General features: G+C 58.2%; 17 protein-coding genes. 11 read left to right on the top strand and 6 right to left on the bottom strand.

The window, feature by feature from the left end; genetic code table 11:
• Positions 1–45: 45 nt before the first annotated feature.
• Both C1N69_RS17570 and C1N69_RS17565 read right to left on the bottom strand, forming a co-directional pair.
• Positions 46–567, bottom strand: a complete 522-nt coding sequence (locus C1N69_RS17570) for a rhodanese family protein (protein WP_047959305.1) — start codon at positions 565–567, stop codon at positions 46–48.
• A 9-nt stretch (positions 568–576) separates the two neighbouring features.
• The gene (locus C1N69_RS17565; RefSeq protein WP_045286358.1) at positions 577–876 is read right to left on the bottom strand and encodes an ArsR/SmtB family transcription factor; all 300 of its coding nucleotides are present in this window, start codon (positions 874–876) and stop codon (positions 577–579) included.
• 178 nt (positions 877–1,054) lie between these two features.
• Between C1N69_RS17565 and C1N69_RS17560 the strand changes: the two genes are divergently transcribed.
• Positions 1,055–1,213: a YqaE/Pmp3 family membrane protein gene (locus tag C1N69_RS17560; protein WP_045286357.1), complete on the top strand. Its 159-nt coding sequence runs from the start codon at positions 1,055–1,057 to the stop codon at positions 1,211–1,213.
• Here C1N69_RS17560 and C1N69_RS17555 read toward each other — a convergent pair.
• On the bottom strand, positions 1,210–2,139 hold the full coding sequence (locus C1N69_RS17555; RefSeq protein ID WP_025759721.1) for a LysR substrate-binding domain-containing protein: 930 nt from the start codon (positions 2,137–2,139) through the stop codon (positions 1,210–1,212). The two genes, C1N69_RS17560 and C1N69_RS17555, sit on opposite strands and share 4 nt — an antisense overlap.
• 318 nt (positions 2,140–2,457) lie before the next feature.
• Here C1N69_RS17555 and C1N69_RS17550 point away from each other — a divergent pair, with 318 nt between their 5' ends.
• The 6 genes from C1N69_RS17550 (at position 2,458) to C1N69_RS17525 (ending at position 10,026) form a co-directional block, all read left to right on the top strand.
• Positions 2,458–3,063 carry an ankyrin repeat domain-containing protein gene (locus tag C1N69_RS17550; protein WP_059386388.1) on the top strand — a complete coding sequence of 202 codons (606 nt, stop codon included), beginning with the start codon at positions 2,458–2,460 and terminating at the stop codon, positions 3,061–3,063.
• Between the two features lie 107 nt (positions 3,064–3,170).
• Positions 3,171–4,712 (top strand): acyl-CoA synthetase FdrA, encoded by a 1,542-nt coding sequence (gene fdrA, locus C1N69_RS17545; RefSeq protein ID WP_104557543.1) that lies wholly within the window; start codon positions 3,171–3,173, stop codon positions 4,710–4,712.
• Complete coding sequence (locus C1N69_RS17540) at positions 4,712–6,127, top strand: YlbE family protein (RefSeq protein WP_170940854.1); 1,416 nt, start codon at positions 4,712–4,714, stop codon at positions 6,125–6,127. The genes fdrA and C1N69_RS17540 overlap by 1 nt, the downstream gene beginning before the upstream one ends.
• 11 nt (positions 6,128–6,138) lie before the next feature.
• The gene (locus C1N69_RS17535; RefSeq protein WP_045286355.1) at positions 6,139–7,692 is read left to right on the top strand and encodes a hypothetical protein; all 1,554 of its coding nucleotides are present in this window, start codon (positions 6,139–6,141) and stop codon (positions 7,690–7,692) included.
• A complete protein-coding gene (locus C1N69_RS17530) occupies positions 7,689–8,645 on the top strand; it encodes a carbamate kinase family protein (RefSeq protein WP_059386391.1) in 957 nt (318 codons plus the stop codon). The genes C1N69_RS17535 and C1N69_RS17530 overlap by 4 nt, the downstream gene beginning before the upstream one ends.
• Position 8,646: 1 nt before the next feature.
• Complete coding sequence (locus C1N69_RS17525) at positions 8,647–10,026, top strand: amidohydrolase family protein (RefSeq protein WP_059386392.1); 1,380 nt, start codon at positions 8,647–8,649, stop codon at positions 10,024–10,026.
• A gap of 105 nt (positions 10,027–10,131) precedes the next feature.
• Here the strand turns inward: C1N69_RS17525 and C1N69_RS17520 are convergent, their stop codons facing one another.
• Positions 10,132–10,734, bottom strand: coding sequence for a short chain dehydrogenase (locus C1N69_RS17520; protein ID WP_025759711.1), 603 nt, complete (start codon positions 10,732–10,734; stop codon positions 10,132–10,134).
• 97 nt (positions 10,735–10,831) lie between these two features.
• On the opposite strand from C1N69_RS17520, the gene C1N69_RS17515 reads away from it, so the two are divergent.
• The 3 genes from C1N69_RS17515 to C1N69_RS17505 all read left to right on the top strand — a co-directional run bounded on the left by C1N69_RS17515 (position 10,832) and on the right by C1N69_RS17505 (position 13,524).
• Entirely contained in the window at positions 10,832–11,719 is an 888-nt protein-coding gene (locus C1N69_RS17515; protein WP_155031617.1) for a LysR family transcriptional regulator, read from the top strand.
• 20 nt (positions 11,720–11,739) lie between these two features.
• Positions 11,740–12,921, top strand: a complete 1,182-nt coding sequence (locus C1N69_RS17510) for an aminotransferase-like domain-containing protein (protein WP_059386394.1) — start codon at positions 11,740–11,742, stop codon at positions 12,919–12,921.
• A gap of 84 nt (positions 12,922–13,005) precedes the next feature.
• Positions 13,006–13,524: a DUF6622 family protein gene (locus C1N69_RS17505; protein ID WP_059386413.1), complete on the top strand. Its 519-nt coding sequence runs from the start codon at positions 13,006–13,008 to the stop codon at positions 13,522–13,524.
• A gap of 2 nt (positions 13,525–13,526) precedes the next feature.
• Here C1N69_RS17505 and C1N69_RS17500 read toward each other — a convergent pair whose 3' ends face one another.
• Positions 13,527–13,946 carry a hypothetical protein gene (locus C1N69_RS17500; RefSeq protein ID WP_059386395.1) on the bottom strand — a complete coding sequence of 140 codons (420 nt, stop codon included), beginning with the start codon at positions 13,944–13,946 and terminating at the stop codon, positions 13,527–13,529.
• A 69-nt stretch (positions 13,947–14,015) separates the two neighbouring features.
• On the opposite strand from C1N69_RS17500, the gene C1N69_RS17495 reads away from it, so the two are divergent.
• Positions 14,016–14,774, top strand: a complete 759-nt coding sequence (locus tag C1N69_RS17495; RefSeq protein WP_244956307.1) for a helix-turn-helix domain-containing protein — start codon at positions 14,016–14,018, stop codon at positions 14,772–14,774.
• A 14-nt stretch (positions 14,775–14,788) separates the two neighbouring features.
• Here the strand turns inward: C1N69_RS17495 and C1N69_RS17490 are convergent, their stop codons facing one another.
• Positions 14,789–15,136 (bottom strand): HigA family addiction module antitoxin, encoded by a 348-nt coding sequence (locus C1N69_RS17490; RefSeq protein WP_045286350.1) that lies wholly within the window; start codon positions 15,134–15,136, stop codon positions 14,789–14,791.
• Positions 15,137–15,179 lie beyond the last annotated feature (43 nt).

The following is a 15,179-nucleotide window of genomic DNA, read 5'->3' as shown; positions in this document are numbered from 1 at the left end:
AGCCCACGTATGACGTCGGGTACAGCGTATTTCACCGATGACGGATTACGAGGTACGCCGGTTCCAGGGCATCACCCTGAGCAGTCTCGCCATACCGCAAAAGCCCGTCACACCGGCGAACAGCAGCCCGGCTCCGACAAAACCGCTGAGCAGGAAAAAGCCGCCGGAGACGCTATAGCCCAGCACCACGCCGCACAGAATGAGCAGCCCGGCGGCAATCTGCACCTGACGCATCAGCGGCAGCGGCTGGGATCTGTCTTCGACGGTCTGCAGCCCGGCCTGCTTCCAGCCCTGAATCCCCCCTTCGATCACAAATGCCTGAGCGGGCGAGGCTGCCCGGGCAAGGCGATCGGCATTCCCCGAGGTCCGGGCACCGGACTGGCAGTGGAAAATTATCGTGTCACCGGCCCCGGCTTTAAGCCCTGCAGGCAAGGTATCCAGCGGCACGGACTGGGCGACAGGAATATGCTCGCGGGCGTATTCGTCGGCATCACGGATATCAATCAGTTTTGCCCCTTCTGCGACGCGCGCGCTGGCCTGTTGAGGTGAAATCAGAGGAAGTGACATGGCGGCTCCTTACGGACAATAAACGGTTTTCAGGGTGCTGATGAGCTGATGCACCGCATCGTTTTTAATGAAATAGAGAATGCGCTGCGCGTCGCGGGTGCTGTCGATCAGACCCTCTTCACGCATACGCGCCAGATGCTGCGACGTGGCAGAGGCGCTAAGGCCGGTCGCGCGGGCCAGTTCGCCTGCGCTGGTCCCCGGCGCGCCACAGAGTGTGCAGAGGATCAGCAGCCTGCGTGGATTGCTCATCGCTTTTAAAAGGGTGGCGGCCTGCTCTGCGCTGGCCTGAAGCTGTTCGAGTTCAGTCATGATAATTTAGCATTTACTTAATTAAGGTAATGCTAAAGTAATTGCGGGCATTAAGCCAGTGTCAAAAGCGTAAAAGAGGGTAAAAGCGAGGCATGGAGCTGGCGCAGACCGATAAACTGACTACGCTTAGAGGGTGTTCTTTTATTATTTTCAATGGATTAGCTTGCACGGAGTTTTTATGGGTTTTTGGCGTATTGTTTTTACCATCCTGTTGCCGCCGCTGGGCGTTCTGTTGGGCAAAGGATTTGGCTGGGCGTTTATCATCAACATTCTTCTGACGCTGCTGGGCTACTTCCCCGGCCTCATTCACGCGTTTTGGGTACAAAGCAAAAGCTAAGCGCGCCAGAGTAAGTCGCTGTAGATCCCGGTCAGCACGCCCTGTGGGCCAAACTGCTGTTTGATCCAGCGCGTGACCTGGCCGGTTGCGGCATGCTGCGTGGCGAGCAGCATGCGCGAGTCCTGACGCGGGTTATTGATACGTCGCGTCACCAGCAGCCCGTCTTCCACCGCTTCCCGCGCCATATATTCCGGCAAAAATCCTATCCCTTCCCCCAGGATCTGACACTGGCATTTAGTATTAAAGTCCGGCACCAGAATCGCCTCCTGTCCGTGCAGCAGCCATCCAACCTTCTTGTTAATGGTATGTGCCGTATCTTCCACCATGATGTTGGGATACAGGCGCAGCTGGCTCTCCGCTATCGGTTCCGGGACGAAGGCCAGCGGGTGTTCCGGCGCGATGGCAAACACCCAACGGATGGCGCCGATCTCGGTGTAATCAATCCCGCCGCCGTCGAGCAGCGTGTCCGGGGCGCCAATGGCGATATTGGCCTGGTTATTAATGATCGAGTCCCAGACGCCGTTATACACCTCGGTGGTGACGGTGATCTGGCAGGTAGGAAACTGTTTTTTCAACACCTGCAGCAGCCGCGCGGTATGGCGCGGGGTATATAACAGCTGATTAATACAGATGCGCACCCGCGCTTCGATGCCCTGAGAAATGGTATCAATTCCGCGCTTGATGGCATGAAAATCATTCAGCAGGTCGGTCGCTTTGCGATAAAAGTAAAAACCGGACTCGGTCAGCTCAATGCTGCGCGTGTTACGGACAAACAGCACCACGTCCAGCCCGGTCTCCATCCGCTTAATGGTGTAACTGATGGCCGAAGTGGTCACGCCCAGTTCGGCAGCCGCCTTGCTGAAGCTGCCGAAACGTGCCGCGGTCGTGAAGGCCAGCAAATTCTCTTCAGTAAAGATGGAATTCATATTACGGCTCCAGGTTGCCATCAGTTTTGAACATATTTTAACAGCCTCGCAACACGGTATTTGACGCCGGTCACAGTTCTGATGATTTGCTACAAGCCTTGTCGTGCAAGGCTTTATCAGCCATAAGAAGAATGTCGTCTGCGGCGATAAAAAGCGGCCAGCCATAAGGAAAAGGTTGCTCAGACGCACGTTTTAGCTGAACTATTGAATTTAACTCAACAATGAATTGACTGTCGATGAATGATTTTTAAGCGGATTCTTTTCTGAAAGGGCTGTTGCTATTCTCAGGTCATCAGCAACACATCATCGGGAGTCTTTATGTCTGCGAACGAACTCGTTACTGAATTTCTGCTGGCGGCAGAGCAGGGCAATGCCGACGCGCTAAAAGCCTGTCTGGAGAAAGGTGTGGATATTAACGCCACCAACCGTCAGAAAAGAACCGCTATTATTCTTGCCAGCCTGAACAAACATTATTCCTGTGTGTCCTTATTAATTGATGCCGGCGCGGATATTGATAAACAGGACCAGACCTGTTTTAACCCCTTCCTGATTAGCTGCCTGACCAACGATATCACCCTCCTGCGGCTGATATTATCCGCGAACCCGGACCTCGACCGCCTGACCCGCTTCGGCGGCGTGGGCATTACCCCTGCCAGTGAAAAAGGGCACGTGGATATTGTGCGTGAGTTGTTGGAAAAAACCGATATTAACGTCAACCACACCAACTTTGTCGGCTGGACGCCGCTGCTGGAAGCCATCGTATTAAATGACGGCGGAGCGAAGCAGCAGGAGATTGTGAAGCTGCTGCTGGAACACGGCGCGAACCCGCATATGACCGACAAATACGGCAAAACGCCGCTCGAACTGGCGCGTGAAAAAGGCTACCACGAGATAGCCGACCTGCTGCTGGCGGCGGGCGCATAACGTATTCGGCCAGCCTTTTCCGGCTGGCCAGTAATTAAAAACGCATTTTTACCGACGTGTATTTCGCACGACGGCGGCCCCCTTTTATCCGCTCTCAGGAGAAAATAATGCCCACGAAAATCGTGATTAAAAAGAACACGTATTTTGACTCCGTCTCATTAATGTCCGTTTCCACCAAAGCCAATAAATTGCCGGGCGTCGAGCAGGCCTTTGTGGCCATGGCGACGGAGATGAATAAAGGCGTCTTAAAAAACCTCGGACTGTTAACGCCGGAATTAAATGAGGCTAAAAACGGCGATCTGATGATCGTGATTAAAGGCGACGCGGCCAATGATGAAACCCTGGCGGCGATTGAGGCGCTGTTCACGCGTAAAGAACGCCAGGGCGCTCATGAAGCACGCTACGCCACGATTGCCAGCGCCAAAACCCATCGTCCTGATGCAAATCTTGCGGTCATTTCGGTCAACGGAACCTTTGCCGCCCGTGAAGCGCGTCAGGCGCTGGAAAACGATCTTAACGTGATGCTGTTCTCCGATAACGTGTCGCTCGACGACGAGCTGGCGCTGAAGCAGCTGGCTCACCAGAAAGGCTTGCTGATGATGGGGCCAGACTGCGGCACCGCCATTATCAACGGCGCGGGGCTGTGCTTTGCCAACGCGGTACGCCGCGGGCCCATTGGGATTGTCGGCGCATCCGGTACCGGCAGCCAGGAGCTGAGCGTGCGCATCCATGAATTTGGCGGCGGCGTATCGCAGCTGATTGGCACCGGCGGGCGCGATCTCAGCGAGAAGATCGGCGGCCTGATGATGCTCGACGCCATCGGGATGCTGGAGGCCGACGAGGGCACAGAGGTGATTGCGCTGATCTCCAAGCCGCCGGCCCCCGCCGTGGCCGAAAAAGTGCTGGCCCGCGCGCGCGCCTGCCGCAAGCCCGTTGTCGTCTGTTTCCTTGGGCGCAATGAGCCGCCAGCAGATGAAGACGGGCTGCAGTTTGCGCGCGGCACCAAAGAGGCGGCCCTGAAGGCCGTCCTGCTTACCGGCATCAAAAAAGCGTCCCTGGACCTGCACCCGCTCAACTGGCAGCTGATTGAAGCGGTGCGCGCCCGCCTGACCCCGCAGCAGAAATACATTCGCGGCCTGTTCTGCGGCGGCACCCTGTGCGATGAAGCGATGTTCGCGGCGCTGGAAAAATTCGACGACGTCTACAGCAACATTCAGCCGGATCCGGCGAAGCGCCTGCGCGATATCAACGTCAGCCAGGCCCATACCTTCCTCGATTTTGGCGATGACGATTTCACCAACGGCAAGCCGCACCCGATGATCGACCCGACCAACCGCATCAGCCGCCTGCTGCAGGAAGCGCGCGATCCGGAAGTGGGGGTGATTGTGATGGACTTCGTGCTGGGCTTCGGCGCGCACGAGGATCCGGTCGGGGTGATGCTCGACGCCATCAAAGAGGCGCAGGCCATTGCGAAAGCCGATAACCGTCCGCTGGAGATCCTCGGCTACGTGCTGGGTACCGATCAGGATCCGCAGCAGCTGGCGCAGCAGTGCCAGCGGCTCACCGATGCCGGCGTCATCTGGGCCAGCAGCAGTACCAACACCGGATTACTGGCCCGTGAATTTGTCTGCAAAGGGGAGAAAGCATAATGACTACCTTATTTAACCAGCCGCTGGACGTGATTAACGTCGGCATCGCGATGTTCAGTGACGATCTCAAAAAACAGCACGTACCCGTCACCCAGCTCGACTGGACGCCGCCGGGGCAGGGCAATATGCAGGTTGTTGAGGCGCTCGACCAGCTGGCACAAAAACCGCTGGCGGAGAAGATCGCCGCCGCCAACCAACTCGCTCTTGAGCGCATCATTCAGTCTCATCCGGTGCTGGTGGGCTATGACCAGGCGATTAACGTTGTGCCGGGGATGACCCGCACTACCATCCTGCATGCTGGTCCGCCTGTGGCCTGGGAAAACATGTGCGGAGCGATGAAAGGTGCCGTCACCGGCGCGCTGGTGTTTGAAGGGCTGGCGACGGATCTGGAGGACGCGGCCAGGCTGGCGGCCTCAGGCGACATCACCTTCTCGCCGTGCCACGAGCACGACTGCGTGGGCTCCATGGCGGGCGTCACCTCCGCGTCGATGTTTATGCACATCGTTGAGAACAAAACCTATGGCAACCGCGCGTTCACCAACCTTAGCGAACAGATGGCGAAGATCCTGCGCATGGGCGCCAACGACCAGAGCGTGATCGACCGTCTGAACTGGATGCGCGACGTGCTCGGCCCGATGCTGCGCGACGCCATGAAGATTATCGGTGAAATCGACCTGCGCCTGATGCTGGCCCAGGCACTGCATATGGGCGATGAGTGCCACAACCGCAACAACGCGGGCACTACGCTCCTGATCCAGGCGCTGACGCCGGGGCTGATTCAGGCGGGCTACCCGGTTGAGCAGCAGCGCGAGGTGTTTGAGTTTGTTGCCAGCAGCGACTACTTCTCCGGCCCGACGTGGATGGCAATGTGTAAGGCCGCGCTGGATGCCGCCCACGGTATTGAATACAGCACCGTGGTCACCACCATGGCGCGTAACGGCTACGAGTTTGGTCTGCGCATTTCCGGCCTGCCGGGACAGTGGTTCACCGGCCCGGCGCAGCAGGTGATTGGCCCTATGTTTGCGGGCTATAAGCCGGAAGATTCCGGGCTGGACATTGGCGACAGTGCAATTACCGAAACCTACGGCATCGGCGGCTTTGCGATGGCAACGGCCCCGGCGATTGTCGCCCTTGTGGGTGGCACGGTGGAGGAAGCCATCGACTTCTCCCGCCAGATGCGTGAAATCACCCTCGGCGAAAACCCGAACGTCACCATTCCGCTGCTCTCGTTTATGGGCATCCCGAGCGCCATCGACATCACCAAAGTCGCCGGCAGCGGCATTCTGCCGGTCATCAACACCGCCATTGCCCACAAAGACGCGGGCATCGGCATGATTGGGGCGGGCATTGTCCACCCGCCGTTTAGCTGTTTTGAAAAGGCGCTGTTGACCTTCCGCGATCGCTACTTTTTATAAGGCATGCATCCATGAAAAACATGAAACTGGAGTGGAAAAGAGGTGACTGGGCGGCCTATTTCGGGTTGATGACCAACAACCTGACCAATTTGCTGACCATGATGGGGTTGCTCATTTTTGTCGTCGGCATCCCGAAGGAGATTGTTTATGGACGCATTGCGCCCGCCTTCGGGCTGGCGGTGCTGGCGGCGAGTATTTGCTACGCATGGTTCGGCATGCAGATGGCGCGCCAGACCGGGCGCACGGATGTGACCGCGCTGCCGTCCGGCCCCAGCGCGCCGTCAATTTTTACCGTGACCTTCCTGGTCCTGATGCCGGTGTATCAGCAAACGGGTGATGCGGAGTTCGCCATTCAGATTGGCCTGGTGTGGTGCTTTGTTGAGGCGATGATCCTGGCGGGCGGTTCGTTTTTAGGGGAAACCATCCGCAAGATGATCCCGCGTACCGTGCTGCTGTCGTGCCTGTCCGGCCTGGGCCTGCTGCTGCTGGCGATGAACCCGATGCTGCAGGCGTTCGAAGCGCCCACCGTGTCGTTCATCGTCCTGCTGCTGATCTTCATCAACTGGTTCGGTAAAAAGCCTATTTTTGCCCGCATCCCGACAGGGTTGCTGCTGCTGATTGCCGGCACGGCCCTGGCGTGGATCTCCGGCCTGCAAAGCCCGGAGGCGATTAAAGCCTCGATGTCATCGTTCGGCTTTAACCCGCCGCAGGTGCATGTGGAAGGGTTCCTGCAGGGGCTGCCGCACGCGCTGCCGTATCTTGCCTCGGCAGTTCCGCTGGGCCTGGCGAACTATATCTTTGACCTGGAGAACATCGAAAGCGCCCACGCGGCGGGGGACGAATACCCGACGCGTAAAGTGATGCTGGCGAACGGTCTGGCGTCGATGCTTGGTTGCCTGATGGGCAATCCGTTCCCGGTCACGGTCTATGTCGGCCATCCGGGCTGGAAAGCGATGGGGGCGAGCATCGGCTACACGCTGGCTTCCGGCGTGACCATGTTCATCGTGCCGCTGTTCGGGCTGGGGGCGTTTATGCTCGCCATCATTCCGATGACCGCCATCGTGCCGATTCTGGTGTTTATCGGCGTCGTCACCGCCAACCAGGTGGTGCGGGAAACGCCGAAGGTGGAGGTCCCCGTCATCTTCATCTGCCTGTTCCCGTGGATCGCCAACTGGGCGCTGACCATGATGAACAGCGTGATGGGCGCGGCAGGGACAAGTGCGGCGAAAATCGGCACCGACGTGCTGCACAGCAAAGGGATCTACTACGAAGGGCTGATGCATCTCGGCAACGGCGCGCCGCTGGCCAGTATGCTCTGGGGCTGTATCGCCATCTTTGCCATCATCAACAAACCGCTGCGCGGGGCTGTCGCCGCCGCGGGGGGCGCGCTGCTGGCGCTGTTTGGCGTCATCCACGCCCCGGTAGTGGGCTTTGCCGAAGGCAGTTCGCTGATGTTCGTGACGGCCTACCTGATGATGGGCGGTATGTTTGTGGTGAAGCATGTACTGGATAGCCGCGAAACGGCGAGCGTCGAACCCGGCCCGATTGTGAAGGAAAACGTATGAAAGCGCTTATGGTCGTCGCCATTGGCGGCAACAGCATTATCAAAGACAACGCCAGCCAGTCGGTTGAGCATCAGGCGCAGGCGGTAAAAGCGGTGGCAGAGTCTGTGCTGGAAATGCTGGCCTCGGACTATGACATCGTGCTGACCCACGGTAACGGACCTCAGGTCGGGCTGGATCTGCGCCGCGCCGAAATCGCCCACGAGCGGGAAGGGCTGCCGCTGACGCCGCTGGCGAACTGCGTGGCGGACACGCAGGGAGGAATCGGCTATCTGATCCAGCAGGCGCTCAACAATCGCCTGGCCGCCCGCGGGGAGCAAAAAGCGGTCACGGTCGTCACGCAGGTGGAGGTGGATAAAAACGATCCCGGCTTCAGCCATCCGACCAAACCCATCGGCGCGTTCTTCAGTGAGGCGCAGCGTGATGAACTGCAGCAGGCGCACCCGGACTGGCACTTTGTTGAAGATTCAGGCCGGGGCTATCGCCGCGTGGTGGCGTCCCCCCAGCCGCTGCGCATCGTTGAAGCGGAGGCTATCAAGGCGTTGACGCAAAAAGGCTTTGTGGTGATCGGCGCGGGTGGCGGCGGGATCCCCGTTGTGCGTTCGGCGCAGGGCGATTACCAGAGCGTGGATGCAGTGATTGATAAAGATCTCTCCACCGCGCTGCTGGCGCGCGAGATCCGCGCCGACGTGCTGGTTATCACCACCGGGGTGGAGAAGGTGTGCGTCAACTTCGGCAAGCCGAACCAGCAGGCGCTGGACACCGTCAACGTGGCGCAGATGATGCGCTACATGGAAGAGGGGCATTTCCCGGCGGGCAGCATGCTGCCCAAAATTGTCGCCTCGCTGGCGTTTTTACACCACGGCGGCAAGCGCGTGATCATCACCTCGCCGGACTGTCTGCCCGCCGCGCTGCGCGGGGAAACCGGCACCCACATTGTTAATGAAGGAAGATAAGATGAGTGAGAATAAAAGCCGCCGTGAATTCATTAGCCAGAGTGGCAAAATGGTCACCGCCTGCGCGCTGTTTGGCGCGACCGGATCCGTCGCGTATGCTGCTGATTCCGCAAAGCCACTCTGCGAGACCGGTAAACCGATGACCATCACCGCGAAACATTACTATCTGGACAACGTGCTGCTTGAAGCCGGGTTCAACTTTGACGGCAGCGTGGCGACAAGTACCCGCACCGAGCTGAAAACGCTGGAGATTAAAGACGGCAAGATCGTCGCCCTGCGCGACAATAAAAGCCACGCGGTCGCCTCGCTGCCGCACTATGACGCGGGCGGCAAGCTGATGCTTCCGGCAATGCGCGATATGCATATCCACCTGGATAAAACCTTTTACGGTGGACCATGGCGGTCGCTCAACCGCCCGGCGGGCACCACCATTCAGGACATGATCCGTCTTGAGCAGAAGCTGCTGCCGGAGCTGCAGCCGTACACCCAGGCGCGGGCGGAAAAGCTGATCGACCTCATCCAGTCGAAAGGCTCTACCATCGCCCGCAGCCACTGCAATATCGAGCCGACCTCCGGCCTGAAGAATCTGGAAAACCTGCAGGCGGTTTTATCGCGCCGCAAGCCCGGCTTTAACTGTGAAATTGTCGCTTTCCCGCAGCACGGGCTGCTGCTGTCAAATTCCGAAAAGCTGATGCGTGAGGCGATGCAGGCCGGGGCGCACTACGTGGGCGGGCTGGACCCTACCAACGTTGACGGCGCGATGGAGAAATCCCTCGACACCATGTTCCAGATTGCGCTGGACTACGACAAAGGGGTGGATATTCATCTGCATGAAACCAGCCCGGCGGGCGTGGCGGCGGTGAATTACATGGTGGAAACCGTGGAAAAAACGCCGGAGCTGAAGGGCAAACTGACCATCAGTCACGCCTTTGCGCTGGCGACGCTTAACGAACAGCAGGTGGATGACATCGCCATCCGCATGGCGGCGCAGCAGGTGACCATCGCCTCTACCGTGCCAATTGGCACGTTGCATATGCCACTGAAGCAGTTGCGGGATAAAGGCGTGTTTGTGATGACGGGCACCGACAGCGTGATCGACCACTGGTCGCCATACGGTCTGGGGGACATGCTGGAAAAAGCCAATCTTTATGCCCAGCTCTACATCCGCCCGAACGAGCAGACACTCTCTCGCGCATTAGGTATTGCCACCGGCGACGTGCTGCCGCTGAACGACAAAGGCGAGCGCGTGTGGCCGAAAGCGCAGGACGACGCCAGCTTTGTGCTGGTGGACGCCTCCTGCTCCGCCGAAGCCGTGGCGCGCATCTCCCCGCGTACCGCGACCTTCCACAACGGCAATCTGGTCTGGGGCACGGTGGGCTAAAAGCGAGCCGGGTGGCGCTGCGCTTACCCGGCCTACATTTGAATCGTAGGTCGGGTAAGGCGCAGCCGCCACCCGACAATGCAGTTTACTGCTGTGCACTGCGCCTCAGTAGCCCACCTTATACACCCGCCCGCTCTGCACGCCTTCCACGCTGCGGCGATAGGCTTGCGCCACCGTCGCGGCAGGCACGCTTTCGAAGCCCGGGAAGAAGCCATCATACGTTTCGACTGATTCGGTGAGCACCGTCGGGCTAATCAGGTTGATACGGATCCCGCGCGGCAGCTCGCAGGCCGCAGCGCGCACAAACCCTTCCAGGGCCGCATTCACCGTGGTGGCATTCACGCCCTGAGCGATCGGCTCGTGCGCCACGATGCCGCTTATCAGGGTGATAGAGCCGCCTTCGTTCAGGTAGTGCTGGCCGGTCAGCGCCAGGCGCACCTGCCCGAGCAGTTTATCCTGTAAGCCCTGATTGAAGTCACTGTCCTTCATGGTGGCCAGCGGGCCAAAGTAGAGTCCGCCGCTGGCGGAGACAATGGCATCCACCGGGCCGATTTTTTCAAACAGCGCCTGGACGCTTGCCTGCGAGGTAATATCCACCTGATAGTCACCCTGCGTGCGGCCCACGCGGATCACCTCGTGGCGACGACTCAGCTCTTCACTTACCGCACGACCCACTGTACCGCTGGCACCAATAATGACGATTTTCATAGCCGACTCCTTCTGTTGTGAGCCTCCATTCTTTAATAAATTAAAAACCGGATAAACTGGGCTAAAGTTTGAAGATTGCTAACCAGAGGTTTGGAATATGGATAAGCTTCGCGGCATGGAGATCTTCATCGCCGTCGTGGAAAGCGGCAGCTTTACCGGTGCCGCATCCCGGCTGGAAATGTCGTCGGTGATGGTGGGGAAGTACATTGCATTACTGGAATCGCAGCTCGGCACCCGTCTGCTGGAGCGTAATACGCGGCGGCAAAGTTTGACCGACGCCGGACGGGTCTATTATGACGAAGCAAAGCGGGTGCTGGAGCAGGTATCGATTGCCGAAAGCGCGGTGGAGCGTCTGCGCGCCGCACCGGCCGGTACGTTGCGCGTGACGGCACCTACCTCGTTTGGGGGCTGTGTTATTGCCCCGCTGACCGCAACGTTTTTGCAGCGCTACCCTGACGTGCGCGTGGAGCTGGACCTGACCAACCGGATGGTGGATCTGGTTGAGGAGGGTGTCGATCTGGCCATTCGCATTGGGGATATTCATCACGACGATCTGGTGGCGAAATATCTCTGCCCATACCGGATGGTGATCTGCGCCGCGCCGGACTATCTGGCGCGCTTCGGCACGCCGCAAACGCCCGCCGACCTGGTGAATCACCTTTGCCTCTCCCACAGCGTATGGACTGAGCGCAACGAGTGGCGGCTACCGGGTGTCGAAGGGGAGGTGCGCTGGAAGCGGGATGCGGTATTAAGATGCAACGACGGTTACGGGCTGCGGATGGCGGCACGCGCCGGAGCGGGGCTGTTGCTGCAGCCGGAAGTGCTGGTGGCGGAAGAGCTGGCAAGCGGCAGGCTGGTGCGGGTGCTGGAAAATTACATCCCGCAGCCGAGGCCGGTGCATCTGCTGTGGCGCCAGGATTTACGCCCGCTGCCTAAGCTTACGGAATTTATCGCTCATATTCTGCTAAGATTGGGCACACTATAAAAAAAGAAGGTAAGCAAACAATGTCTGTGAATAAACTCGCCAGCAGTGCGCAGGGCCTGCAATCATCTGCCATCCGTGAATTATTAAAACATAGCAAAATGGCAGGCGTTATATCGCTGGGCGGGGGGATCCCTAACCCGGCCTTATTCGATCACGAAGGCCTGAAAATGGCCGCGGATGCCGTACTCTCACAGCATTTTGGCGAAGCCTTTCAGTACGGTCTGACCGAAGGCGTGCCGGGACTGCGCGAAGAAATTCAGCGCATCTGTGAAGGGCGCGGCATTGCCTGTAAAGCTGATGACGTGGTAGTGACATCTGGTTCGCAGCAGTCCCTGGACGTGCTGGCGCGGGCGTTGATTAACCCCGGCGATACCGTCGTTGTCGAGCGCCCAACCTATCTCGCTGCCCTGCAGGTGTTCGGCCTGGCGCAGGCGAATTTTGAATCCGTAGGCACTGATGGCGACGGCATGATCGTCGACGAACTCGAAGCGCTGGTGGCCAAAAAAGCCATTAAAGCGGTTTATATTGTGCCGACCTTCGGCAACCCTGGCGGGGTTACGCTTTCTGAAGCGCGTCGTAAGAAGCTGGTGGAACTCTCGAAGCGCCATGACTTCGTGATCATCGAAGACGATCCGTACAGCGAAATTAACTACACCGATGAGCTCTTCCGTCCGTTAATTGCCCATGCCAAAGCTATCGGTAACGAAGAGAACGTGGTGTATACCTCCACCTTCTCTAAAATTCTCGCGCCGGGCACGCGCGTAGGCTGGGTGCTGGTGCCGGAGTGGCTGAAGCGCGCGGTGGTGAATCTGAAGCAAACCACCGACCTGCACACCAGCACCCTGTCGCAGCTGATGACCTACGAATACCTGAAAACCGGCCGTCTGCCGGATCAGATTAAAATGATCCGTGAGGCCTATCGTCAGAAATTCCAGACCTTCGCGACGGAACTGGAGGCGGAGCTGGGCGATGTGATGTCGTTCCACAAGCCAAAGGGCGGCATGTTCCTGTGGGCGAAAATGAATAACGGCATGAACACTACCCGCTGGCTGGAAAAAACGTTAAGTAATGGCGTAGTCTTTGTACCGGGCGAATTTTTCTACTGCAATGAGCCAGACCCTTCAACGCTGCGTATGTCGTTTGTCACGCCAACGGATGAAGATCTGAAAGAGGCGGTTCGTCGCCTGAAAAAATCGCTGTAAAAGACCTGCGCATAACGGTGGTTCTGCCGTTATGCGCAACAGGCGTTCAGGGCGGCAAAGCCGCGATCGTTCATGGTGATCTCCATGTTTGAATTTCTGATCGGTGTTGTGACGCACACCCCCGTCTGGGTGTGGGTGCTGTTTCTCTTCCTTCTCTCTCGCGGCATAAAAGCCCGCAAGCCCGCGACCGTGACCCTGGAGCGGCTTGCCATCATTCCAGGGATCTTTCTTGTCTGGGATATCTACGATCTGGTGGTCTATCGCCAGCTGACCCTTGTGACGGTAGCACTGTGGTTTGCAGGGATCGTTATCGGCGCGGCGCTGGGGTATGTCCTGATTAAGCGGACGGTTGTCACGCGTACGGATGCGCCGCGCACCCTGTTCCGTCAGGCTGATTACACGGCGCTGCCGTTTATGATGCTGGCGTTTGGGGTGAAATATGTGCTGGGCGTCATGAGCGCCATCTCTCCCCAGACCCTGCAGCAGCCCGCGATGAGCGCGCTGGCAATTGTCTCCGGCGGCGTCTTTGCGGGCGTATTTATCGGTAAGTTTGTGCGCTATGTCGGGGTGTATAACAGCGTCGCCCTGAACCCGGCGGAGTGACGTTACTGTGTCGCGTGGGCCAGCGCGCGGTCTGAGGCATTACCGCTGAGGGCTCGCGTGACTTCATGGATCCGCCAGATTTTTCCTTCACGCAGCGCCGCAAACATGTACACCTCCAGTACGGCCTGATGACCCTCCGGATAGGTCACCGTTACGATATGGCGGTCTGCCAGAAGGTGGTTCTGGCAGCTTATCTCCTCCACGGTGAATGCGATCTCGCGGATCTGCGCGCGAACGTGGTTCAGGTGCTGCACAAAACCCTGATAATCAAGCGCATGGCCGTCTGTGAACTGCTGGTAGTCGGCAGTGAATACCTCTGCCGGATCGATTTCGCCTTTAAAGAGACCCGTCAGCAGGCAGGCCATGTTCTCGCGCTGTGCGCTGTTTTCTGCAGGGGCGAGCAGGGATGTGATAATACGCATGATGACTCCTTGTGTGGGTGAGCCACCATTATCCTTGACAGAGGAAGGCACAGTTTCTGTAATACGTCGATGAATAACGATTTTCGGTCAAATGCGATGTTCAGCACTGAGATACTCAGTCATCCCGGCGGCTATCGTACTCCGTGGCACAGTCATCATCCCGGCCAGCTCTGGCGCATTCAAACAGGGCTGCTGGTGATTGAGACGCAGCAGGGGCGTGCGGTGGTACCGGCAAAACATATCGGCTGGATCCCGCCCGGCCAGCAGCACGCCGCCTTTGCGGAAAGCGCCGTTGAAGGCTGCGCGATCTACCTCGATCCTGAGCAGTGTGCTGCGCTTCCCGGTGCGCCTGCGCTTTTCGAACCCGACGATCTCACGCATGCGCTCTTTTCGCGTGTAAGCGCGGGAGGAAGTGAAGGCGATCCGCGAAAGCTCGCTCTGCTGCTGGATGAACTTGCCCTGGCACCACAGGTCCGTTATTACCTGCCTGTACCGACAGATTCGCGCCTGAAGCGCGTGGTCAGGCATCTGCTGCAGTTCGTCGATGATAACCAGACGGTTGAGAACCATGCCCGCCAGGCGGGGATGAGCGTGCGTACGTTCAACCGTCGGTTTCGTGCCGGGACCGGCATGAACTTCGTCAACTGGCGGCAGCTGGCGCGCGTTATGCAGGCAATGGAGTGGCTCGCGGCGGGAAAACCGGTGGGGTGGATCGCGCTGTCGTGCGGTTACAGCAGCGTCAGCGCATTTATTGAGGTTTTCAGAGCATGGACCGGTAAAACGCCGGGACAGTGGGCGGTTAAAGAAGTCCCTTTTGGGCGAAGGTAATGCGCGTGGCTGGATCAGGCGACATCCGGCTGACCAGATTTCCTTTTAGCCATGACTTCTGCAACGGTCTTTATACGGCTTAATTCCTCCTGTGTCCTGGAGTTAGATTGCGCTTCCCAGATATCGACGTTCAGTTGTAAATTCAGCCAAAATTCAATAGTGGTATCAAAGGCTTTTGCCAGTTTTATTGCCATATCGGCAGTAAGCTTGCGATTGTTATTGACCAGTGCGCTGATGGAGTTGCGGTGGACATTAAGCATCTCCGCCAGATCGCTGATTTTAAGATTGAGCGGTTCAAGGTACTCGTACTGCAACACGTCGCCCGGCGTGGTGGGTTTGCGGAGTGCCTGCTGAAGTGTCATAGATGATGCCTCACTTGTGTTGCGTGTACTTGTGTGGAGAGAG

This window comes from Enterobacter sichuanensis (assembly GCF_009036245.1).
GTDB lineage: Bacteria > Pseudomonadota > Gammaproteobacteria > Enterobacterales > Enterobacteriaceae > Enterobacter > Enterobacter sichuanensis.
The sequence above is the reverse complement of the archived record's forward strand: the minus strand, read 5'-3'. Positions and strand labels throughout refer to the sequence as shown.